The 20,695-nt window shown below is 67.3% G+C and carries 20 protein-coding genes; 2 read left to right on the forward strand and 18 right to left on the reverse strand.

Going from position 1 to position 20,695, the window contains the following annotated elements:
• Positions 1–200 precede the first annotated feature (200 nt).
• Together J7J08_RS06975 and J7J08_RS06980 are read left to right on the forward strand one after the other, a co-directional pair.
• Entirely contained in the window at positions 201–629 is a 429-nt protein-coding gene (locus J7J08_RS06975; RefSeq protein ID WP_214903169.1) for a PAS domain-containing protein, read from the forward strand.
• Positions 626–2,164, forward strand: a complete 1,539-nt coding sequence (locus J7J08_RS06980) for a sulfite reductase flavoprotein subunit alpha (protein ID WP_214903171.1) — start codon at positions 626–628, stop codon at positions 2,162–2,164. The genes J7J08_RS06975 and J7J08_RS06980 overlap by 4 nt, the downstream gene beginning before the upstream one ends.
• Before the next feature lie 22 nt (positions 2,165–2,186).
• On the opposite strand, the gene J7J08_RS06985 is transcribed toward J7J08_RS06980, so the two are convergent.
• From J7J08_RS06985 to moaCB, 18 genes are all read right to left on the reverse strand, one after another.
• Positions 2,187–2,855, reverse strand: coding sequence for an ATP-binding cassette domain-containing protein (locus J7J08_RS06985; RefSeq protein WP_214903173.1), 669 nt, complete (start codon positions 2,853–2,855; stop codon positions 2,187–2,189).
• Positions 2,845–3,528: a molybdate ABC transporter permease subunit gene (modB, locus tag J7J08_RS06990; RefSeq protein ID WP_214903176.1), complete on the reverse strand. Its 684-nt coding sequence runs from the start codon at positions 3,526–3,528 to the stop codon at positions 2,845–2,847. The genes J7J08_RS06985 and modB overlap by 11 nt, the downstream gene beginning before the upstream one ends.
• 3 nt (positions 3,529–3,531) lie before the next feature.
• Positions 3,532–4,272 carry a molybdate ABC transporter substrate-binding protein gene (gene modA, locus J7J08_RS06995; protein WP_251006488.1) on the reverse strand — a complete coding sequence of 247 codons (741 nt, stop codon included), beginning with the start codon at positions 4,270–4,272 and terminating at the stop codon, positions 3,532–3,534.
• Positions 4,269–5,075 (reverse strand): helix-turn-helix domain-containing protein, encoded by an 807-nt coding sequence (locus J7J08_RS07000; protein WP_214903484.1) that lies wholly within the window; start codon positions 5,073–5,075, stop codon positions 4,269–4,271. Before J7J08_RS07000 ends, modA begins: the two co-directional genes overlap by 4 nt.
• The gene (locus J7J08_RS07005) at positions 5,075–6,268 is read right to left on the reverse strand and encodes a coproporphyrinogen III oxidase (protein ID WP_343237714.1); all 1,194 of its coding nucleotides are present in this window, start codon (positions 6,266–6,268) and stop codon (positions 5,075–5,077) included. Before J7J08_RS07005 ends, J7J08_RS07000 begins: the two co-directional genes overlap by 1 nt.
• Complete coding sequence (locus J7J08_RS07010; RefSeq protein ID WP_214903182.1) at positions 6,261–7,592, reverse strand: nitrate/nitrite transporter; 1,332 nt, start codon at positions 7,590–7,592, stop codon at positions 6,261–6,263. The genes J7J08_RS07005 and J7J08_RS07010 overlap by 8 nt, the downstream gene beginning before the upstream one ends.
• Positions 7,592–8,485, reverse strand: a complete 894-nt coding sequence (locus J7J08_RS07015) for a peptidylprolyl isomerase (RefSeq protein ID WP_214903185.1) — start codon at positions 8,483–8,485, stop codon at positions 7,592–7,594. Before J7J08_RS07015 ends, J7J08_RS07010 begins: the two co-directional genes overlap by 1 nt.
• Positions 8,486–8,488: 3 nt before the next feature.
• Positions 8,489–9,193, reverse strand: a complete 705-nt coding sequence (gene narI, locus J7J08_RS07020; protein ID WP_214903188.1) for a respiratory nitrate reductase subunit gamma — start codon at positions 9,191–9,193, stop codon at positions 8,489–8,491.
• Positions 9,190–9,870 (reverse strand): nitrate reductase molybdenum cofactor assembly chaperone, encoded by a 681-nt coding sequence (narJ, locus tag J7J08_RS07025; RefSeq protein ID WP_214903191.1) that lies wholly within the window; start codon positions 9,868–9,870, stop codon positions 9,190–9,192. The genes narI and narJ overlap by 4 nt, the downstream gene beginning before the upstream one ends.
• Positions 9,867–11,411: a nitrate reductase subunit beta gene (gene narH / locus J7J08_RS07030; protein ID WP_214903194.1), complete on the reverse strand. Its 1,545-nt coding sequence runs from the start codon at positions 11,409–11,411 to the stop codon at positions 9,867–9,869. The genes narJ and narH overlap by 4 nt, the downstream gene beginning before the upstream one ends.
• Complete coding sequence (locus J7J08_RS07035; protein WP_214903197.1) at positions 11,411–15,157, reverse strand: nitrate reductase subunit alpha; 3,747 nt, start codon at positions 15,155–15,157, stop codon at positions 11,411–11,413. Before J7J08_RS07035 ends, narH begins: the two co-directional genes overlap by 1 nt.
• 66 nt (positions 15,158–15,223) lie before the next feature.
• Complete coding sequence (locus tag J7J08_RS07040) at positions 15,224–16,642, reverse strand: NarK family nitrate/nitrite MFS transporter (RefSeq protein ID WP_214903201.1); 1,419 nt, start codon at positions 16,640–16,642, stop codon at positions 15,224–15,226.
• A gap of 140 nt (positions 16,643–16,782) precedes the next feature.
• Positions 16,783–17,151 carry a hypothetical protein gene (locus J7J08_RS07045; protein ID WP_214903204.1) on the reverse strand — a complete coding sequence of 123 codons (369 nt, stop codon included), beginning with the start codon at positions 17,149–17,151 and terminating at the stop codon, positions 16,783–16,785.
• Positions 17,148–17,711: a molybdenum cofactor guanylyltransferase gene (locus J7J08_RS07050; protein WP_214903208.1), complete on the reverse strand. Its 564-nt coding sequence runs from the start codon at positions 17,709–17,711 to the stop codon at positions 17,148–17,150. The genes J7J08_RS07045 and J7J08_RS07050 overlap by 4 nt, the downstream gene beginning before the upstream one ends.
• Positions 17,692–18,180: a molybdenum cofactor biosynthesis protein MoaE gene (locus J7J08_RS07055; protein WP_214903211.1), complete on the reverse strand. Its 489-nt coding sequence runs from the start codon at positions 18,178–18,180 to the stop codon at positions 17,692–17,694. The genes J7J08_RS07050 and J7J08_RS07055 overlap by 20 nt, the downstream gene beginning before the upstream one ends.
• Positions 18,181–18,182: 2 nt before the next feature.
• Positions 18,183–18,443, reverse strand: coding sequence for a MoaD/ThiS family protein (locus J7J08_RS07060; RefSeq protein WP_214903213.1), 261 nt, complete (start codon positions 18,441–18,443; stop codon positions 18,183–18,185).
• A complete protein-coding gene (gene glp, locus J7J08_RS07065; RefSeq protein ID WP_214903215.1) occupies positions 18,440–19,696 on the reverse strand; it encodes a gephyrin-like molybdotransferase Glp in 1,257 nt (418 codons plus the stop codon). Before glp ends, J7J08_RS07060 begins: the two co-directional genes overlap by 4 nt.
• Positions 19,693–20,691: a bifunctional molybdenum cofactor biosynthesis protein MoaC/MoaB gene (moaCB, locus tag J7J08_RS07070; RefSeq protein ID WP_214903217.1), complete on the reverse strand. Its 999-nt coding sequence runs from the start codon at positions 20,689–20,691 to the stop codon at positions 19,693–19,695. The genes glp and moaCB overlap by 4 nt, the downstream gene beginning before the upstream one ends.
• Between the last annotated feature and the right edge of the window lie 4 nt (positions 20,692–20,695).

Genomic DNA, 20,695 nt, shown 5'->3' on the forward strand with positions numbered 1-20,695 from the left:
GTATTTGCTGCACATTCCCCACTGCGCGGGCGAACTATCCGCGATCCGACGTGCCTGCCTGTTCATGCAGGCCACGTGCCCTGCGACGCCCGGTCGCACCGGTCCAGATCGTCGGCTTGACCAATGTCAGGGCATCGAGGGGGGGTGCGGTCGATGCTGTCCACGAACCGACACACCCACCCATTCAACCGGAACCTGCCATGTCCTACCGCCCCGTCACCACCCAGCTGTTGAACGCCCTCGAGAACGTCATGGTCATCTCCACCACCGACCTGCAGGGCAACATCACCTATGCAAATGACCTGTTCTGCACCCTTACCGGCTTCCAGCGCGAGGAGCTGATCGGCCAACCGCACAGCATCGTGCGCCACCCGGACGTGCCCAAGGCCGTCTACAAGGACATGTGGGACACCATCAAGGCCGGCAGGATCTGGACCGGCATCGTGCCCAACCTTGGCAAGGGCGGCGCGTTGTACGTCGTGGATACCACCGTGCAGCCGCTGTGGGACGAGGCCGGCCAGATCACCTCGTACATCAGCATCCGGCGCGTGGTGAACGACCTCATGGGCAACTTCGACGCGGTGGAGTTCAGCAAGGAAACGTTCGACGCGTTCTACGAGGCCGCGTGAGCGCCCCGGCCCCCATCCAACGCGTGCTGGTGGGCTACGGCTCCGAATCCGGCACCGCCCGCGCCCTGGCCCACCGCCTGGGCGCGTTCCCGGCCCTGCAGGCGTACGCGCCGCAGGTGCTGCCGTTCAACGACATCGATGTGGCCGGGCTCGGTGCCGGCGATGTGCTGCTGGCCCTGTCCAGCTCGTTTGGCGATGGCGAGCCGCCGGCCAACGGCGAGCGCTTCGCCCAGGCGCTGCGCCAGGCCCCCGCCCTGCCCGGCCTGCGCTATGCGGTGTTTGGGCTGGGCGACACCGGCTACCCGCGCTTCTGTGGCTTCACCAAGGAAATGGACGCGTTGCTGGGCGAGCGTCAGGCGCAGCCGATCATGAACCGGGTGGACGCCGATGCCTGCCATGAGCAGTTCTTCCAGCGCTGGGCACCGGTACTGGGCGACGTGCTGGGCGGACAGCCCGACGCCGGACGCGACCTGCACCTGCAGGTAACCGCCTACGGCGAGGACAATGCCTTCCACGCGCCGGTGATCGAACGGCGGCGGCTGAGCCGCAGCGAGCCGGCCGCCTGGCACGTGGAGCTGGACCTGCGCGGCAGCGGTATCGTCTACCGCGCGGGCGACACGCTGCACGTGATCGCCCCCAATGACCCGCAACTGCTCGATGCATTTGCCGCATGGTATGACGACCCTGCGGCTGCCGAACTGCTGCGCCACAAAGAGCTGCGGCAGCTGGGCAAGGCCCTGCTGAGGGAACTGGCCCGGCTGGGCGGCAGCGACGCGTTGAAGGGGCTGCTGAAAGTCAGCCAACGCCAGGCACTGGAAACCCATCTCCACGGCAGCGATCTGCTGGATGTGCTGATGGACCATGCCACGCCCGACAGCGTGCCACTCGCACGCCTGGTCGGGCTGGTGTCGCCATGCCTGCCACGTGCCTACTCCATCGCTTCGGCAGCGGGTGAGACCGTGGCGTTGTGTATCCGTGAGGTGAGTTACACCCATCGCGGGCGCACCCGTCGTGGTACCGCCACCGGAGGGCTGCTGCACGGTGCCGACCGTGTCCGCGTGTACTGCCGTACGAACCCCGGATTCCATCTGCCCGACGATGCGCAGGCACCCCTGTTGCTGGTTGGCACCGGCACCGGCATCGCCCCGCTGATGGGGCTGGTGCACGAGCTGCGGGCCAGCGGCAGCCGCCGCGAGGTGCACCTGCTGTTCGGTGAGAAGCACCGGGCGCATGACTACCTGTACGAAGATGTGCTGCAGCAGTGGCACGCCGACGGCTGGCTGGCCACGCTGCGCACCGCGTTCTCGCGCGATGGTGCGGACAAGTACTACGTCCAGCATGCGCTCGCCGAGCACGCCGGGGACGTCGCTGACCTGTTCGCGCGCGGCGCCCACCTGTACCTGTGCGGCAACAAGCGGCACCTGGAAAGCGCGGTACAGCAGGCGGTCAATGCGATCCATCCGGACATGGACCCTGCAACGACTCGGTGGGCCAGCCTGCACCAGCAACAGCGCCTGCACTGCGAGCTGTACTGAACCACCCGACACCGCGCCCCGCTCAGGGGCGCTTGACCCGTCCGTCGGCCAGCTCCACCACCTGGTGCCCGAACATCGCCACGTCCACCGGATCGTGGCTGATCAGCAACAAGGGAATGTCGGTGGCTTCCAGCACGCTCAACAGCTCCTGGCGCAGGTGGTTACGCAGCGCGTGATCCAGCGCGGCGAACGGCTCGTCCAGCAGCAGGGCCTGCGGCCGGGTCACCAACGCCCGCGCCAACGCCGTGCGCTGGCGCTGCCCACCGGACAGCTGCGCCGGCAGCATCTGCGCCAGGTGCTCGATGCGCAGCGCGGCCATCCAGCGCTCCACCTCCGGGTCCGTTGCGCGGCGCCCTGGATTCAACCAGCTGCGATGCAGGCCGAACGCGATGTTCTGGCGCACCGTCAGGTGGGGAAACAGCGCGTAGTCCTGGAACACGTAGCCAAGGCGGCGTTGTTGCGGCGGCAGGTGGACGCCCTGCGCGGCGTCGAACAGGGTCGCCCCCCCCAGTCGCACGTGGCCACCGTGGGGCCGCAGCAGCCCGGCAATGGCCTTCAGGGTCAGGCTCTTGCCGGCGCCGGACGGGCCGAACAGCACGACCTGCCGTTGACTGCACTGCAGCTGCACATCCAGCGTGAACTGCTGGCCGGGCGCATCCATCTGGCGGTGGATGTCCAGCTCAAGCCACATCGCGCGCCTCCCGGCGTCGCCCGCCGACCAGCCGGGCCGCAGCCAGCAGGATGATGATGCAGACCACCGACGTGAGGATCACCAGCCCATTGGCCTTGTCGTCATGCCCGGCCTGCACCGCTTCGTAGATCGCAATGGACAGGGTCTGGGTGCGCCCGGGAATGCTGCCGGCCACCATCAAGGTGGCGCCAAATTCGCCCATGGAACGTGCGAACGCCAGCAGCAGGCCCGCAAGGATGCCGCGCCAGGCCAGCGGTAGGCTGACCCGCAGGAACAGCGCGAACTCGGATACGCCAAGCGTGCGCGCGGCCTGCTCCAGCTGCCCGTCCACCGCCTCGAACGCGGCCCGCGCCGGCTTGAACACCAGCGGCAGCGAGGCCACCGCAGCTGCAATGACGGCCGCCTGCCAGGTAAACACCAGGTTGATGCCGAAGGTGGACTGCAGCCACGAACCGAGCGGTCCGTTGCGGCCGATCACCACCAGCAGGTAGTAGCCCAGCACCGTGGGGGGCAACACCATCGGCAGGGTCAGCAGCGTGTCCAGCAGCTCGCGCCCGGGGAAACGCCGGCGCGCCAGCAGCGCGCCCAACGCCACCCCCAGTACCAGGTTGATCGCCGTGGCCCAGCCGGCCACTTTCAGCGACAACCACAACGCGGACCAGTCCAACGCCATCGGTCAGGGCGCGCCGAAGCCGTGGCGGCGCAGGATCGCCTGGCCCTGCGGTGATATCACGAACGCCACGAAGCGGCGTGCTTCAGCGGCACGGGCGCTGTCCTTGACCACCGACAGCGGATAGCGGATCGGGGCCTTCAGCGGCACGTCGAAGGCACGCACCACGCGCCCGGGCATCGCCTGGTAATCGCTGGCGTAGACAAAGCCCGCATCCACTTCGCCGCGCGCCACGTAATCCAGCGACTGGCGCACGTTCTGGGTGGTGATGGCCCTGGCCGTGATCGCATCCCACAACCCGGCCTCCTGCAACGCGGTGCGCGCATAGCGGCCTACCGGCACGCTGTCCGGATTGCCGATCGCCACCCGCTGCACGCCCTTCCCCGCCAGCGCGGACAGCGCGCCGGGGGCGTTCTTGCGGCCCGGCGGTACCACCACCACCAACTGGTTGCTGGCGAAGGTCTGGCGCGAATCGGTTTCCAGCAGACCGCTTTTCGCCGCCTGTTCCATCGTGGCGGTGTCGGCGGTGGCCAGCACGTCCACCGGCGCACCCCGCGAGATCTGCTGCAGCAGTACGCCCGACGCGGCGAAGTTCAGGTCCACCTTCGTTCCCGGATGCACCGCTTCGTAGGCGCTGGCGATGTCACGGAAACTTTCGGTCAGGCTGGACGCCGCCGACACGGTCAACCCGGCGGCGGGAGCCGGCAGCGCGAACACCATCAGCAACAGGAAGAGCAGGCGGTTCATCGGTCGGTACCTTGCGGGGAAGCGGGATCCTGCGTTTCGCTGGCGCCTGCAACGGCCATCGCGGCCAGGCGCTCCGGCTGCAGCAGCAGGATCTCGCGCTGGTTCACCGCGATCACGCCGTCATCGGCCAGGCGCCGCAACACCCGGCTGGCGGTTTCCGGGGCCATGCGCAGGTAATTGGCGATCTCGGTGCGGGCCATCATCAGGTTGAAGCGCACCGCCGAAAAACCACGGCGGGCATAGCGTTCGGACATGTCCACCAGGAACGCGGCCATGCGCTCTTCGGTGCGGTGGTTGGCCGCCAGCAGCGCCACCTTGCCGATCTCCGCGCTGAGCAGGCTGAACAATTTGGCCTGCAGGCCGGGCATGCGACTGGCCAGCTGGCTCATCTTCGGGAACGAAATGCGGCACAGGTGCACCGTATCCAGCGCCATCGCGTTGCAGGGGTAGCGCGCGCCGTGGATGGCGTTGAGTCCGATCACCTCGCCCGGCAGGCTGAAACCGAGCACCTGTTCGTTGCCCTGGCTGTCATCCACGAAGGTCTTGACCATGCCTGCGCGCACGGCGGCGATCGCATCGAACGGCTCGCCCGCGCGGAAGATGTACTCGCCGGCATGGAACGGGCCCACATGGTCGACCAGCACATGCAGTTCGGACAACGCGGACTTGTCATAGCCCTGCGACATGCAGGCATCGGAAAACGCACAGGTGCTGCAGAAGTGCAGCGCATCGCCGTCATCGGCCGCGGCAGGGTTGGGGGTGGCGCGGCCGGGACGGCCGTGGGTCAGCATGGGAGACGTCATCATTCCTGGATCGGGGCCGGTGCCTGCGCGGGTCGGAAGCACGCGGCGATGATACGCCACAGCAGGATGCCCTCCGTGCGAAGCCGCAGCACCTGGCCGTCCCAGTACGCCCAGCCCTGCGCCAGGCACGGCCCCAGCCGCACCCGCGCATCCTCGAACACCTCCGCGAACGGGCGTGCATTGCACCACTCGAAGTCGGCCACATCCAGCGCGTGGTCGCAGGCGATACGCTGCACGGCGTCGTTGGCCAGCGCTTCTGCTTCGGACAGGATCAGGCCGGCCACCACACCCGTGTGCCCGCCGCCCATGCGCGCCTGCCAGCGCGCTGGATCGTCATCCAGCCGACACAGCACCTCCCCCGCCTGGCTGCAGGCACCGGCGCCGATGCCGATGAAATCAGTGCGCTCGCGCCGCGGCACGCCGACCACGTCGCAGTAGCGGTAGGCGTCGCGGGCGGTAGCCGGCGGCGCGCGATCCGGGTGCTGGTAGTGGTCCCCGCCGATGGGAACGTAACCGGCGTCCACCAGCTGTTGCCACGCACCGAACCATGTCGCCGCGCAGGGTTGGGTGGGCGCCAGGCACGGTGCGGGCAGCAGGATCCGCGCCGGACCGAGCTCGATCACACGCTGCAGCCGCTGCAGGTAGTCCGGGTCCGCGCGCGAGGGCACACGCAGCTGGTAGTAGCAGGCGGTGAAACCGACCGGTTGTGCCCGCGCCAGCAGCCCCGGGCCATTCGTACCTGGCCGGTCGATCACGGTCAGGCGCGTGCAGCCCACCGCGCGCAGCTGCTCCGGCTCACGCAGGCTGCCTGCATCCAGCCGGACCTCCACCTGCGGCCGCGCCACCGTGCGCAGGTGCTGCGGCACCGCCTCCAGCAGCTGTTCCAGCAGCGCCGGGGCGAGGCATTCGGCCAACCCCAGCTGCAGCACCAGCGCCACCACCTCGCGGTCGCCGGCCAGCAGCCCGGCATGCACGCGCAGCCCACACAGCAGCGACCGAAGGTAGGCCTCACCACCCACCTCCGCGCGCGCGGCCTGGAACCCCAACGTCAGCGAGCGCGGGATCAGGTGCTCGTTGCTGGCCAACAGTGCGCTGCGCCAGCCGGCCTCGCCGAACCCGCTGCTGAACTGCAGGGCGGATGGAAACAGCACGTGTGACGGCTGCTGCAACAGGCGGTCGGGAAGATCAAGCACGCGCACGCTCGTCCGCTGCCGCGGCATCGATGGCCTCGGGCAGATCGGTCTCACGGTCGATCTGCGGGAAGTGCCGGCGCTCCATGCGACGGATGGCGAAATGCATCCAGCCCAGCGCTGCGGCCACCACCAGGAACAACAGCATGAAACAGCTGCTCCAGATGCCGATCAGATCATTCAGCGCACCGAACACGATCGGCAGGATGAAGCCGCCCAGGCCGCCGATCATGCCGACCACGCCGCCCACCGCACCCACGTGCCGCGGGTAGTACACCGGAATGTGCTTGTATACGGCCGCCTTGCCCAGTGACATGAAGAAACCAAGCACGAACACCAGCACCGTGAACAGGGTGACGCCGATGGCCAGGTGGAAGCGGATCTCACCCTGGATACCCTGCACCACGTACACCGTGTCCGGGTACGCGAGCAGGAAGGTACAGATCGCCGAAACGCTGAAGGTCCAGTACATGACCCGGCGCGCGCCGATGCGGTCCGACAACCAGCCGCCGACCACCCGGAACAGGCTGGCCGGGATCGAGTAGCACGCCGCGAGCATGCCGGCGGTGGCCACGTCCATGCCGTAGGCGCCCACCAGGTAGTGCGGCAGCCACAACGCCAGTGCGACGAACCCACCGAACACGAAGAAGTAGTACAGCGAGAACCGCCACACCTGCAGGTTGCGCAGCGGCGCCATCTGCTCGGAAAACGGCATCGGCCGGGTGCCACTTCGGCGGCGCTCCTCCAGCGAAGGGTCTTCCCTGCTGAACAGGAAAAACAGCACCGCAGTGACCGCCAGCGCCACCGCCCAGACCTTGGCGACCATGGTCCAGCCCGCCGCCACCATCACCAGCGGCGCCAGCAGCTTGGTCACCGCCGCGCCGATATTGCCGGCCCCGAAGATGCCCAGTGCGGTGCCCTGCCGGCTGGCCGGGAACCATTTGGACACGTAGGCCACCCCCACCGAGAAGTTGCCGCCGGCAACGCCGACCAGCAAGGCCGCGATGAGAAACTGCGGGTAGGTGGTGGCATAGGTGAGCATCCACGTCGCCGCCGCGCCGCACAGCATCACCAGGGCCATCACCTTGCGCCCGCCGAACTGGTCGGACCAGATGCCCAGGAAGACCCGGATCACCGAGCCGGTCAGCACCGGGGTGGCGATCAACAGCCCGAACTGGGTGTCGTTGAGGCCGAGCTGCTCGCTGATCTGGATGCCGATGATGGAGAAAATCATCCACACCGCGAAGCACACGGTGAAGGCGAAGGTACTCAGCCACAGGGCGCGCTGCTGCTCGCCGGGGCTGGCGGGGGAGTTGATCTGGTTCATCATTCCGCCTGGGCCTCGATCTCTTCGAGCCCGCGCACCGGGTAGCGTTCGCGCAGCGACAGCAGGTAGGCCTGCAGGTCGCGCTGGCGCACCTGCAGTTCCAGGTAATCGCGGATCTGCTCGTGGACCTCCTCGAAGGTGCGTGGCTGCCCGCTTTCCAGCGCATCGATGCTCACCACATGGTGGCCCCAGCGTGATTCCACCGGGAACCCGGCCAGGCCCTCGCGCAGGCGGAACACCTGGCGGTCGAACTCGGGCGTGGTCTGGCCACGCTGCAGCCAGCCCAGCTCCCCACCTTGGTCGCGCGACGGGCACTGCGAATGGCGCAACGCGAAATCGGCGAACAGGTGCGGCTGTTGCCGAAGGTCGGTGATCAGAGCCTCACCCTGCGTGCGTGCCTTCAGCCGCCCGGCCACGTCATCGGCCGGTGCGGCCAGCAGGATGTGGCGGATGCGGATGCGGTCCGGCGAACGGAAGCGCTCCGGATTCTGGTCGTAGTAGCGGCGGCAGGCGTCTTCATCCGGGCTGCGGCTGTCGATCTGCCCGACGATCAGCGCTTCGATCAGCGCCTCCTCGTCGATGATCGCGCTGTCGGCCGGCGCATCTGCGGCGAGGCCCAGACGCACCGCCTCCAGCCGCAGCAGCTCGCGCACCACCAGCGCCCGCGCCGCGTCGGCGCGCGACTGTTCCGGGCGGATGGCCCGGTGGAACAGCATCTCGCGGGCGATATCGGCTTCGCTGATGGGGGTGTCGGCCACATGCAGCCGGCAGGGTGCCGGCTGGCCGAGCGAACGCGGCCCTTCGCCCTGCGCATGGTGGTGGCCCGCTTCGGCGGGCACCGGCTGGGCCGAATCGATCACGGTGATCGGCAGGATGCGTGGCAGTGTGCTCATCGGTTACTCCCGCGGACCGTAGCGCAGCGTGGCCTGGCGCCGGCGTACCACCTGGTAGGGCCGCCACAGGTAGCTGAGCGGAATGCTCCACACATGCACCAGCCGGGTGAACGGTGCGATCAGGAACAGGGTAAGGCCCAGGAAGATATGCGCCTTGTAGACCCAGCTGACCCCGACGATGAAGTCGGCAGCACCGGGCCGGAAGGTGACGATGTGCTGGGCCCAATCGGCCAGCTGCACCATCACCGTGCCGTCCAGGTGGTCGGCCGAGACCCGGATGCTGACCAGGCCCAGGCACAGCTGGGCGAACAGCAGCACCAGCACCAGCACATCGCCGAAGCTGCCGGTGGCCCGCACGCGCGGGTTGAACAGGCGCCGCACCAGCAGGATGGTGATGCCCACGAAACACAGCGCACCGAAGAAGCCACCGACGATCATTGCCAGCAGCTGCTTCTGGTGCGAGCTGATGAAGTGCTCGTAGAGCCAGTGCGGCGTCAGCAGCCCGACCAGGTGCCCACCGAGGATCGCCAGGATGCCGATGTGGAAGCAGTTGCTGCCGATCCGCATGCCACGGTCGGACAGCAGTTGGCTCGACCCGGTGCGCCAGGTGTACATGGACTTGTCGAAGCGCGCCCAGCTGCCGACCAGGAACACCGCCACGGCGATGTAGGGATAGAACTGGAAGGCGAATTGATGCAGGTAGTTCATGGCTGTGCCTCTCGATTCACGGCGCGTGCCGGTGAGCGATGGGGTGGATCGCATTCCTGGGACGGAGCTTCGGCACCGAAGCGCACCGCTTCTTCTTCCCACAACCGGTCCATGGCGGCGTCGGTGTCGTCACGCACTTCTTCGCTGGCGCGTTGGCGCAGCAGGTCCAGGTTGACCTTGCCCTGCCCCGCTTCGACCAGTATTTCGAACAGCACCGCCTGCGGCAGCTCGCGTTCGGCCGAGCGCGCTGCCAGCATCCCGGCGATATGGCCGATGTGCAGCAGCCAGTCGCGGGCCTCATGCTGCGGGCGGTGCGAAAGGTATTCCAGCAGCAGCGGCAGGTAATCCGGCAGCTCGCGGGCGTCCAGCTCAAAGCCGTTGCGGCGGTAGGCGTCGATCAGGTCGACCATGGCCTGGCCGCGGTCGCGCGATTCGCCGTGGATGTGCTCGAACACCAGCAGGCTCATCGAGCGTCCACGGTCGAACGTGGACAGCCAGCGGTCCTGCGCATCCAGCGGATCCATCGCCAGCAGGCCTTGCACCAAGGCGCGCAGCTGGGTGCGGCGGCCACGCGACAGCGCCGGGTCATCAGTGGCGGCCAGCAGTTCCTCGCCGTGCTGCCACAGCTCGTCTCGCGGGTAATCCAGCAGCACGCCGATCAGTTTGAGCAGGCTCATTCGACCACCTCGTGCCGGTGCTGGCGGTTGGGGTGGACGGTGAAGCCGGTGCTGCTGCGCTGGCCGAACAGATCGGCCGGGCTGTCGCCGTTGCAGCCGCTGCCGAAGGTGAAACCGCAACCGCCGCGCTCGCCGAACGCATCGTCGGCATATTCACGGTGTCCGGTGGGAATCACGAAACGGTCCTCGTAGTTGGCGATGGCCAGGTAGCGGTACATGTCCTCGGCCTGGGCCACGGTCAAGCCGGTCTGTTCGAGCACCCGGGTGTCCTCCACGCCATCCACGTTCATGGCACGCCGCCAGGCCCGCATCGCCATGAGCCGTTCCAGCGCCCGTACCACCGGCGCCTCATCACCGGCCGAGAGCAGGTTGGCCAGGTAACGCACCGGAATGCGCAGCGAGGCCACATCCGGCAGCTCGCCGCTCATGCCGATGTGGCCGCGTTCGGCCGCCGATTGGATCGGCGACAACGGCGGCACGTACCAGACCATGGGCAGCGTGCGGTACTCCGGGTGCAGCGGCAGCGCCAGCTTCCAGTCGATGGCCAGCTTGTACACCGGCGAGCGCCTGGCGGCGTCCAGCCAGCTGTCCGGGATGCCTTCGGCGCGCGCGGCGGCGATCACCGCCGGGTCTTCCGGGTCCAGGAAAATGTCCAGGTGGGCCTGGTACAGATCCTTCTCGGCCGGTACCGATGCGGCTTCGGCGATGCGGTCGGCGTCGTACAGCATCACGCCCAGGTAACGGATACGGCCGACACAGGTTTCCGAACACACCGTGGGCTCGCCCATTTCGATGCGCGGATAGCAGAAGATGCACTTCTCCGACTTGCCGCTCTTCCAGTTGTAGTAGATCTTCTTGTACGGGCACGCGGACACGCACATGCGCCAGCCGCGGCACTTGTCCTGGTCGATCAGCACGATGCCGTCTTCCTCGCGCTTGTAGATCGCGCCCGATGGGCACGCTGACACGCAGGCGGGGTTGAGGCAGTGCTCGCACAGGCGCGGCAGGTACATCATGAAGGTCTTTTCGAAACTGCCGTAGATCTCCTTCTGCACCTGGTCGAAGTTGTAGTCGCGCGAGCGCTTGCTGAATTCCGACCCCAGGATCTCTTCCCAGTTCGGGCCCCAGTGGATCTTCTCCATGCGCTGGCCGGTGATCAGCGAGCGCGGCCGTGCCGTGGGCTGGTGCTTGCTGTCGCCGGCGTCATGCAGGTGCTGGTAGTCGAAGTCGAACGGTTCGTAGTAGTCATCGATCTGCGGCAGGTCCGGGTTGGCGAATATCTTGGCCAGCATCCGCCAGCGCCCACCGGCGCGTGGCACCAGCTTGCCGGCACGGTTGCGCACCCAGCCGCCGTTCCACTTCTCCTGGTTCTCCCATTCCTTGGGGTAGCCGATGCCGGGCTTGGTCTCCACGTTGTTGAACCACGCGTATTCCACGCCTTCGCGGGAGGTCCACACGTTCTTGCAGGTGATCGAGCAGGTGTGGCAGCCGATGCACTTGTCCAGGTTCAGGACCATCGCAATCTGTGCACGAACTTTCATCACGCCACCTCCTTTTCGTTGCTGGCAGAGGCGCTTTCTCCATCCAGCCAATCGATCCTGTCCATCTTGCGCACGATCACGAATTCATCGCGGTTGGTACCGCAGGTTCCGTAGTAGTTGAAGCCGTAGGACAGCTGCGCATAACCACCGATCATGTGGGTGGGCTTGAGCACGATGCGGGTCACCGAGTTGTGGATACCCCCACGGGTGCCGGTGATCTCGGAACCGGGCACGTTGATGATGCGTTCCTGTGCGTGGTACATCATCGCCATGCCGTTCATCACCCGCTGGCTGACCACTGCGCGGGCGGCAATGGCGCCATTGACGTTGAACAGCTCGATCCAGTCGTTGTCCTCGATCCCGGCGCTACGCGCGTCATCTTCGCTGAGCCACACGATCGGCCCGCCGCGCGACAATGTCTGCATGATCAGGTTGTCGCTGTAGGTGCTGTGGATGCCCCACTTCTGGTGCGGGGTGATCCAGTTCAGCACGATCTCCTTGTTGCCATTGCCGCGCTTGCCCAGCAGCGGTTCCACCGTGCGCGTGTTGATCGGCGGGCGGTAGCCCATGAAGGCCTCACCGAAGTCCACCATCCATTCGTGGTCCTGGTAGAACTGCTGGCGGCCGGTGATGGTGCGCCACGGAATCAGCTCGTGCACGTTGGTGTAGCCGGCGTTGTAGCTCACATGGTCGTCTTCCAGCCCGGACCAGATCGGCGAAGAGATGATCTTGCGCGGCTGCGCCTGGATGTCACGGAAGCGGATTGCCTCGTGTTCCTTGCCCACCGCCAGGTGGGTGTGCTCGCGACCGGTGAACGTGCCCAGCGACTCCCACGCCTTGACCGCCACATGTCCATTGGTTTCCGGGGCCAGGTGCAGGATCACTTCGCAGGCGTCGATGGCCGTGTCGATGGCCGGGCGTCCCTGGCTGATGCCCTCCTCGCGCACGGTGTGGTTGAGCTTGCCGAGGAAGTCGACCTCGTCCTGCGTGTTCCAATTCATGCCCTTGCCGCCATTGCCCAGCTTGTCCAGCAATGGGCCCAGCGAGGTGAACTTGCGGTACAGGTTCGGGTAGTCGCGCTCGACCACCGTCATCGACGGCATGGTCTGTCCGGGAATCGCCTCGCACTCGCCCTTCTTCCAGTCGGCCACGCCGAACGGCATGCCCAGCTCGTTGGGGGTGTCGTGCAGGGTCGGCACCAGCACCAGGTCCTTCTCCACCCCCAGCACGCCGGGCGCCATCGCGCTCAGGGTGCTGGCCACGCCCTTGAAGATCTCCCAGTCGCTGCGCGATTCCCAGGCCGGGTCCACCGCCTTGGACAGCGGGTGGATGAAGGGGTGCATGTCGGAGGTGTTGAGGTCGTCCTTCTCATACCAGGTGGCGGTAGGCAGCAAGATGTCGGAATACAGCGCGGTGGTGCACATGCGGAAATCCAGCGTCACCAGCAGGTCGAGCTTGCCTTCGGGCGCTTCGTCGTGCCACTTCACCTCTTCGGGCTTGATCGCACCGGCCTCGCCCAGGTCCTTGCCCTGCAGGCCATGCCGGGTACCCAGCAGGTGCCGCAGCATGTACTCGTGGCCCTTGCCCGACGAACCCAGCAGGTTGGAGCGCCAGATGAACATCATGCGCGGGTGGTTCTGCTTCGCGTCCGGATCGGCGAAGGCGAAGTCCAGCGAACCGTCCTTGAACTTGCCCAGTGCATAGTCGGCCACCGGCACCCCGGCTTCATCCGCTTCGCGCGCCAGCTGCAGCGGGTTGCGGTCCAGTTGCGGGGTACACGGCAACCAGCCCATGCGTACCGCGCGCAGGTTGAGGTCGGCCAGGCTGCCGCTGTACTTGGACGCATCGGCCAGCGGCGACAGCAGTTCGTTCACCTGCAGCTTTTCGTAACGCCACTGCCCACTGTTGAAGTAGAAGAATGACGTGCCGTTCATGTGGCGCGGTGGGCGGCTCCAGTCCAGCCCGAACGCCAGCGGCTGCCAGCCGGTCTGCGGGCGCAGCTTTTCCTGTCCCACGTAATGCGCCCAGCCGCCGCCGGTCTGGCCCACGCAGCCGCACATGACCAGCATGTTGATCAGGCCACGGTAGTTCATGTCGTTGTGGAACCAGTGGTTCATGCCAGCGCCGACGATGATCATGCTGCGGCCACGGGTCTTGTCGGCGGTACGCGCAAACTCGCGGGCGATTTCGATCACCTCCGCGCGCGGCACCCCGGTGATGCGCTCCTGCCAGGCGGGCGTGCCCGGCACATCCTGGTCGAAGCTGGCGGCCACGTTGTCGCCGCCGAAGCCGCGATCCACCCCGTACTGGGCCAACAGCAGGTCGTACACCGTGGCGACCAGCGCCGCACCCTCATCGACCAGGGCCACCCGCTTGACCGGAATGTTGCGCTCCAGCACCTCATCCACCGGTGCGTTGGTCCAGCGCTCGTTCTCCACCCCGCCGAAGTACGGGAAGCTCACCGCTTCTATGCCGTCATGGGTGTTGGCCAGGCTCAGCTGCAGCCGCGTCGGGCTGCCGTCGCTGGCCTTCTCTTCGATGTTCCACTTACCCTGCTCGCCCCAGCGGAAGCCGACCGAGCCGTTGGGTACCGTGATGGCAGCGCTGGTTTCGTCAAGGGCAAGCGTCTTCCATTCCGGGTTGTTGGCCTCGCCCAGCCCGCCCAGGTCGCTGGCGCGCAGGAACCGCCCGGGCACGAGCCGGCCGTCATCGCGACGCTCCAGCCGGACCAGCATCGGCATGTCCGAGTACTGGCGACAATAGTCCTGGAAGTACTGCGAGGGGCTGTCGACATGGAACTCGCGCAGGATCACATGGCCGAATGCAAACGCCAGCGCCGCGTCGGTGCCCTGCTTGGGGTGCAGCCAATGGTCGGTGAGCTTGGCCAGTTCGGAGTAGTCCGGGCAGATCGCCACGGTCTTGGTACCGTTGTAGCGCGCCTCGGTGAAGAAGTGCGCGTCGGGCGTGCGCGTCTGCGGCACGTTCGAGCCCCAGGCGATGATGTAGCGGCTGTTGTACCAGTCGGCCGATTCGGGCACGTCGGTCTGTTCGCCCCACACCTGCGGGGAGGCCGGCGGCAGGTCGCAGTACCAGTCGTAGAACGACAGACAGGCCCCGCCCAACAACGAGAGATAACGTGCGCCGGCCGCGTAGGACACCATCGACATCGCCGGAATCGGCGAGAAGCCGACCACGCGGTCGGGGCCGTACTGCTTCACCGTGTACAGGTTGGACGCGGCGATGATCTCGTTGGCTTCATCCCAGGTAACCCGTACGAAGCCCCCCATGCCACGCCGGGTCTTGTACTCGCGCGCCTTGGCCGGATCCTCGACGATGCTGGCCCAGGCGTCTACCGGTGCCATCGAGGTGCGCGCGTTGCGCCACATGCGCACCAGCGCGCCACGGATCAGCGGGTATTTCAGCCGGTTGGCACTGTACAGGTACCACGAGTAGCTGGCGCCACGCGGGCAGCCACGCGGCTCGTGGTTGGGCAGGTCCGGGCGGGTGCGCGGGTAATCGGTCTGCTGGGTTTCCCAGGTGACCAGCCCGTTCTTGACGTAGATCTTCCAGCTGCACGAGCCGGTGCAGTTCACCCCGTGGGTGGAGCGCACGATCTTGTCGTACTGCCAGCGCGCACGGTAACTGTTCTCCCATTCGCGGCTTTCGGTCTTGGTGAAACCGTGTCCGTCGGCGAAGGGTTGCGGGTCGCGCTTGAAGAACTGCAAGCGGTCAAGGAAATAGCTCATCGTGGATCTCCCTCGGCAATCGTTGGCATCGTGGCGGGTGGAGCAGTGGCTGCGGTGCGCGGGTTGTCAGCAGGGAGCTTCGGCTCCGCGCCGGTAGTACCACCACCAGGTCACGGCCAGGCAGGTAACGTAGAAAGCAATGAAGCCGTACAGGGCCAGGCTGGGGCCGCCGGTCAGGCTGATGGACGAGCCGTAGCTCTTGGGAATGAAGAAACCGCCATAGGCACCGATCGCGCCGGAGAAGCCGACCACCGCGGCCGATTCAATGCTGGCCTGGTGCGCGGACGCGGCCTTGCCGGCGGCGTCGGCACCGGCCGACAGACGCTCATGCAAGGTGCGGAAGATCACCGGAATCATCCGGAAGGTGGTGCCATTGCCGATGCCGCTCAGCACGAACAGCGCCATGAACGACGCCAGGAACCCGTAGAAGCTGCCGCCCTGCCCATGCTGCGGCAGGAAATGCAGCACGCCCAGCACCGCCACGATCATCAGCGCGAACACCCAGAAGGTCAGCCGCGCGCCGCCCCAGCGGTCGGCCAGGCTGCCGCCCACCGAACGCATCAGCGCGCCCAGCAATGGCCCGATGAACGCATAGGTCATCGGGTTCACCTCGGGGAACTGGCTTTTGACCAGCATCGGGAAGCCGGCCGAGAAGCCGATGTAGGATCCGAAGGTGCCGATGTACAGCCAGCACATCAACCAGTTGTGCTTGCGCCGGAAGATCACCGCCTGTTCGGCGAACGACGAACGCGCGGTGGTCAGGTCGTTCATGCCGAACCACGCCGCCACGGCGACCACGGCAATCGCGGGCACCCAGATGAAACCGGCGTTCTGCAGGAACAACGGCGCGCCACCGTCCACGTTCGGCTGCGGTCCCCCGCCCAGCGCACCGAACACGCCAACGCTGATCACCAGCGGAATCACCAGCTGCGCCACCGACACGCCAACGTTGCCCAGCCCCGCGTTCATGCCCAGCGCGAAGCCCTGGCGCTGCTTGGGGTAGAAGAACGAAATATTCGACATCGACGAGGAGAAGTTGGCGCCGCCGAACCCGCACAGGATCGCGATGGCCACGAACACCCAGTATGGGGTGGACGGATCACGCACCGCGAACCCCAGCCACAGCGTGGGCAGCAGCAGCGAGGCGGTAGACAACGCGGTCCAGCGCCGGCCGCCGACCAGCGGAATCACGAACGAATAGAAGATGCGCAGCGTGGCACCGGACAGGCTGGGCAGCGCGACCAGCCAGAACAGCTGGTCGGTACTGAAGGCGAAACCGATCCTGGGCAGGCTGATCGATACGGCCGAGAACAGCATCCAGACCGAAAAGGCCAGCAGCAGCGCCGGCACCGAGATCAGCAGGTTGCGCGTGGCCACGCGGTGGCCGCTGCGCGCCCAGTACGCGGGATCTTCAGGCTGCCAGTCGCTGATGACGCGGCCGGGCCCATCCTTTCTGTTGTGAACGACATCGCTACCGGCGGTCATGCATGGCTCCTGGCTGTGGAGTGACGACGGGCGTTGCGTGTACAGCTGCCGGGTCACCGGACCATTGGAACGGTCGGCGCCGGCTTCCGGGTTGATCTCGATCAATCGCCCCGGCGGGATCGAACCTCACCTGACAAAAATCAACTGACCGGCACGTCCACGGTTCCGCGACGGGTGGCGCCGCGTTGGCGGATGCTGTCGCGCACGTCGACGTCGAACTGCACCTGCAGCGCTTCATGCCCCTGCTCGAGACGGAACGACAGACCATCGCGGCACGGAAGCCGCCCGCTGTATGCGGTGATCAGCCCGGCAGGCAGCACGATGCGGGGTGCGTGCCCCTCGTACTCGAGGCTGGCGGCGTCCTGCGTGCCGAGCACGATCAACAGGGCCCACGGCGGAGCGGTCCCCAGCCGGGTGAGGTTGCTGAGGGTCTGGCCGGCAAGCAGCCGTGCCAGCTCATCCTCGTCGACCCGCACCCGCACCGATTGGTGCTGCAGCTGAACCTTCATGACACCAGTTCCTTCCACTGTTCAGGGGTATTGCAGTTGGTCAGGCGTGCGCTGGCGTGTTCATCGGGATCCAATGCCAGCACGCCGAGCGATTCCTGCAGCGCATGCAGCGAACGGGGGCCGTGCGCGCCAGCCAACATCTGATCGAGCTGGGCCCGTGTGGCCGCATCCACCCGCAGCCGCATCGGCAATGGCTGTCCGGCGAAGATCACACACGCCGCCGGCGGCGCCTCCCGCAGCTGGTGCAGCAGCGACACATCAAGGCGCGGCATGTCCACCGGCACCACCCAGGCGATGCCGTCGGGCAGCGTGCGCAGTACGCTGTGCAGGCCGCCCAGCGGCCCCTGCCCGGCCAACATGTCCTCAACGCCGCCGAAGGCAGGGTATGCACCACTCACCCGCACCGGCTCGGCCCCAGCCTGCAGCAACAGTGCCCGCATGTGCGCAAGCAGGCTGGCGTCATTCCATGGCAGCATGGCCTTGTCCCGACCCATGCGGCGCGACTGGCCACCGGCCAGCACGATGCCGGCAATGGCGCGGTCAGTGCGCGGCGTGCCCATGGGCGTGCTCATCGTGCACCGAAGAACAGAGTGAGCAGCCTTCGCTCCAGACGCTGTCACCATCCACATAGTGTTCCTGCTTCCAGATCGGCGAGCGGTGCTTCACCGCCTCGATCAATGCCCGGCAGGCGCGGAATGCCTCGTCACGATGCGGGCTGCCTGCCGCCACCACCACCGCCACCTCACCCACCGCCAGCCGGCCCTTGGCATGGGCGACATACAGCTTGAGCCGTGGCCCGAACTCCGCCTCGACCTCGGCAGCCAGCTGCTGGAACCCGTTCAGCACCAACGGCACGAACAGGTCGTAGCTGATGCCCTGCACCGCGCGCCCCTGGTTGAGGTCGCGCACCTTGCCAATGAACACATCGATGCCGCCGAAGCCGGGATCGGAGACAAAGGCAATTGCGTCGGCCGGGTCGATCGCCGCGTCGGTACGTTCCACCACCTTCAACTGCTGGCGCGTGTGCATGCTCATCCTCCGCTCACCGGTGGCAGGATCGCCACCCGGCCATCCACCGGCAGCCTCTCGTGGTCGCGCAGCACGCGCTGCTCATCGGCGAACGCCGAATACTCCAGCAGGCCGGCGCGGAACGCGGGCCAGCGCCGGGGCAGCAGCTCGCGCAGCGCATGGCGCAGGTCGGCGATGGAGTCGCCGGCCACCTCGATGTCGATCAACCGCTCCGGCACCAGCTCCGAGAACGCACCAAACAGCTGCACCTGTACTGTGTTCATGAGACCTCCAGCCGGGCCAGCCGCACCGGATCACGGTGCCCCCAGCCCTGTACCTGCACCGGCGTGCCCGCCCGTGCGACATCCTCATCACCGTCCAGCACGACCCAGGCATTGGCCTGCAGCATCGACATCAGCCGGAACGATTCCTGGCCCGCCAGCACCCGCGCCGACAGCTGTCCGCCGGCATCCAGTTCAACCCGGGCCCGCGCATGGAAGCGCCACCCCGGCGGCTTGCGTACATCGGCCTGCAGCGGCACCTGCAGCACCGCCTCCGGCGCCAGCCCCAACAGGCCCCGCAGCACCGGTTCCACGAAGAAGCGCTGGCCTACTGCTGCCGAAACCGGGTTTCCCGGCAGGCCGAAATACAGTGCGCCGCCTGCCAGCCGCGCAAACAGCAGCGGCTTGCCAGGGCGGATGGCCACCTTGTGGAACACGATGGTGGCGCCCCTTGCCCGCAGTGCATCGGGAATGAAGTCGTAACGGCCCTGCGATACCGCACCGGTGCTGATGACGATCTGCGCGCCGGCCGCCAATGCCGCGTCCAGCGCCGCGCCAAACGCAGCGTCGTCGTCTCCCACCGCGCCCTGCCATACCACCTCCGCGCCCGCGGCCTGCAGCCGCCCGACCAGGTACGGCCGGTTGCTGTCACGGATCTCACCGGAGTGCAGTGCCTGCTCGGCATCACCTACCAGCTCCTTGCCCGTGGTGATCACCGCCACCCGCGGCTGCATGCGCACGTCGACCCGGGCCACCCCGGCCGCGTGCAGCAGCGTGCGCGCATTGAGCGCAAGCGTGCTGCCGGCGGCCACCAGCATTTCGCCGGTGCGTACGTCCTGCCCCCGAAGCCGCACATGCTGCCCGGGCTGGACCGCCTGCAGCAGCTCGATCCGTGTCGGTCGCCCACCGACCGTCGCGGCTACGCGCACGTGTTCGACCGGAATCACGCTGTCCAGTCCGTCAGGCATGCGCGCGCCCGTCATGATTTCCATGGCGCCCTCTCCCCCATCGCGCGCAGGATCGCCTGCGGCCTGCCAGCCCTGGACGTCCAGTGCGGTGCCTGCCGCCATCGGTTGACCGGCACAGCGCAACGCGAAGCCATCCATCGCCGCATTGTCGAAGGACGGCAGGCACTGCGGGCTGGGCACATCATGCGCCAGTACGCGCCCACCGGCCTGCGCCACCGCCACCCTCTCAGCCGGCAGCGCTTCGGTGAAGGCCAGCATCCGCTGCAGTGCGTCGTCGTAGCCGATCATGGGTGGTCACCGCCTTCGACCATCGCCAGCGCGTGGCCCAGCACGGGTACCAGGATGTCAAGGCACTGCACCGCTGCGCGCGGGCTGCCCGGCAGCGCGAACACCAACATCTGCCCCACCTGCACCACGTCGGCGCGGCTCAGCCACGCCAGCGGGGTGTGCTGTGCGCTCAGGCTGCGCACCATCTGCGCCAGGCCTTCAACCCGTCGCCCGCCCACCGACAACAGGGCCTCCGGGGTGAGGTCGCGTGGGCCCAGGCCGGTGCCGCCGGTGCACAGGCACAGCCGGACACCCTCGGCAGCCAACTGCTGCAGGCGCCTGGCCAGGGGCTGTACGCCATCGGGCAGGATCTCGGCAGCGGTGATCCGGCCGCCCAGTGCCTGCAACCCTTCCACCAGGCGGGGGCCGGAGCGGTCTTCGTAGCGCCCGTCACTGGCGCGGTCGCTGAGCGTCAGCACGGCACAGGGCGCACCCTGCAACTGGCGCGGCGGGCGTGGCTGGAAACGTTCACGCTCCTCGTCATTCATGCCCTGCGGATGCAGCCACAGGCCGCGCTTGCCGCCTTCCTTGAACAACAGGCGCACCGCGCCGATCTCCAGCGCGGGCTCGACCGGCTTGCTCAGGTCGTACAGGGTCAGCAGCGCCGCGGTGACCCCCGCCAACGCTTCCATCTCGACACCGGTACGCGCTTCGCTTGCACATTCACACCACACCCGGATCGCATGCCGCTCAGGCACCGGCGCGCAGTGCACGCGCACCAGCTCCAGCGGCAGCGGGTGGCACAGCGGCATCAGCGCGGACGCCATCTTCGCGCCCTGCAGCCCGGCCACTTCCGCCATGACCAGCGCGTCGCCCTTGGGCAACCGGCGCTGCACGATCAGCGGCCAGGCCACCGGCCCAGCCAGCAGTTCGCCCACGGCGACCGCGCGCCGACGGGTCACGCGCTTGTCGCGCACATCGGCCATGTGGAAGGCTGCGGATATCTCGCCAGTCATTGCG

Source organism: Stenotrophomonas sp. ISL-67, assembly GCF_018612915.1.
In the GTDB taxonomy this organism is placed as follows: Bacteria; Pseudomonadota; Gammaproteobacteria; order Xanthomonadales; family Xanthomonadaceae; genus Stenotrophomonas.

Bases quoted from the DNA above. Each gene is read 5' to 3' on its own strand.
- J7J08_RS06975 (WP_214903169.1), top strand. From the start codon at position 201: ATGTCCTACCGCCCCGTCACCACCCAGCTGTTGAACGCCCTCGAGAAC.
- J7J08_RS06985 (WP_214903173.1), bottom strand. From the start codon at position 2,855: ATGTGGCTTGAGCTGGACATCCACCGCCAGATGGATGCGCCCGGCCAG.
- modB (WP_214903176.1), bottom strand. From the start codon at position 3,528: ATGGCGTTGGACTGGTCCGCGTTGTGGTTGTCGCTGAAAGTGGCCGGC.
- modA (WP_251006488.1), bottom strand. From the start codon at position 4,272: ATGAACCGCCTGCTCTTCCTGTTGCTGATGGTGTTCGCGCTGCCGGCT.
- J7J08_RS07000 (WP_214903484.1), bottom strand. From the start codon at position 5,075: ATGACGTCTCCCATGCTGACCCACGGCCGTCCCGGCCGCGCCACCCCC.
- J7J08_RS07010 (WP_214903182.1), bottom strand. From the start codon at position 7,592: ATGAACCAGATCAACTCCCCCGCCAGCCCCGGCGAGCAGCAGCGCGCC.
- J7J08_RS07015 (WP_214903185.1), bottom strand. From the start codon at position 8,485: ATGAGCACACTGCCACGCATCCTGCCGATCACCGTGATCGATTCGGCC.
- narI (WP_214903188.1), bottom strand. From the start codon at position 9,193: ATGAACTACCTGCATCAATTCGCCTTCCAGTTCTATCCCTACATCGCC.
- narJ (WP_214903191.1), bottom strand. From the start codon at position 9,870: ATGAGCCTGCTCAAACTGATCGGCGTGCTGCTGGATTACCCGCGAGAC.
- narH (WP_214903194.1), bottom strand. From the start codon at position 11,411: ATGAAAGTTCGTGCACAGATTGCGATGGTCCTGAACCTGGACAAGTGC.
- J7J08_RS07035 (WP_214903197.1), bottom strand. From the start codon at position 15,157: ATGAGCTATTTCCTTGACCGCTTGCAGTTCTTCAAGCGCGACCCGCAA.
- J7J08_RS07040 (WP_214903201.1), bottom strand. From the start codon at position 16,642: ATGACCGCCGGTAGCGATGTCGTTCACAACAGAAAGGATGGGCCCGGC.
- J7J08_RS07045 (WP_214903204.1), bottom strand. From the start codon at position 17,151: ATGAAGGTTCAGCTGCAGCACCAATCGGTGCGGGTGCGGGTCGACGAG.
- J7J08_RS07050 (WP_214903208.1), bottom strand. From the start codon at position 17,711: ATGGGCACGCCGCGCACTGACCGCGCCATTGCCGGCATCGTGCTGGCC.
- J7J08_RS07055 (WP_214903211.1), bottom strand. From the start codon at position 18,180: ATGCACACGCGCCAGCAGTTGAAGGTGGTGGAACGTACCGACGCGGCG.
- J7J08_RS07060 (WP_214903213.1), bottom strand. From the start codon at position 18,443: ATGAACACAGTACAGGTGCAGCTGTTTGGTGCGTTCTCGGAGCTGGTG.
- glp (WP_214903215.1), bottom strand. From the start codon at position 19,696: ATGATCGGCTACGACGACGCACTGCAGCGGATGCTGGCCTTCACCGAA.
- moaCB (WP_214903217.1), bottom strand. From the start codon at position 20,691: ATGACTGGCGAGATATCCGCAGCCTTCCACATGGCCGATGTGCGCGAC.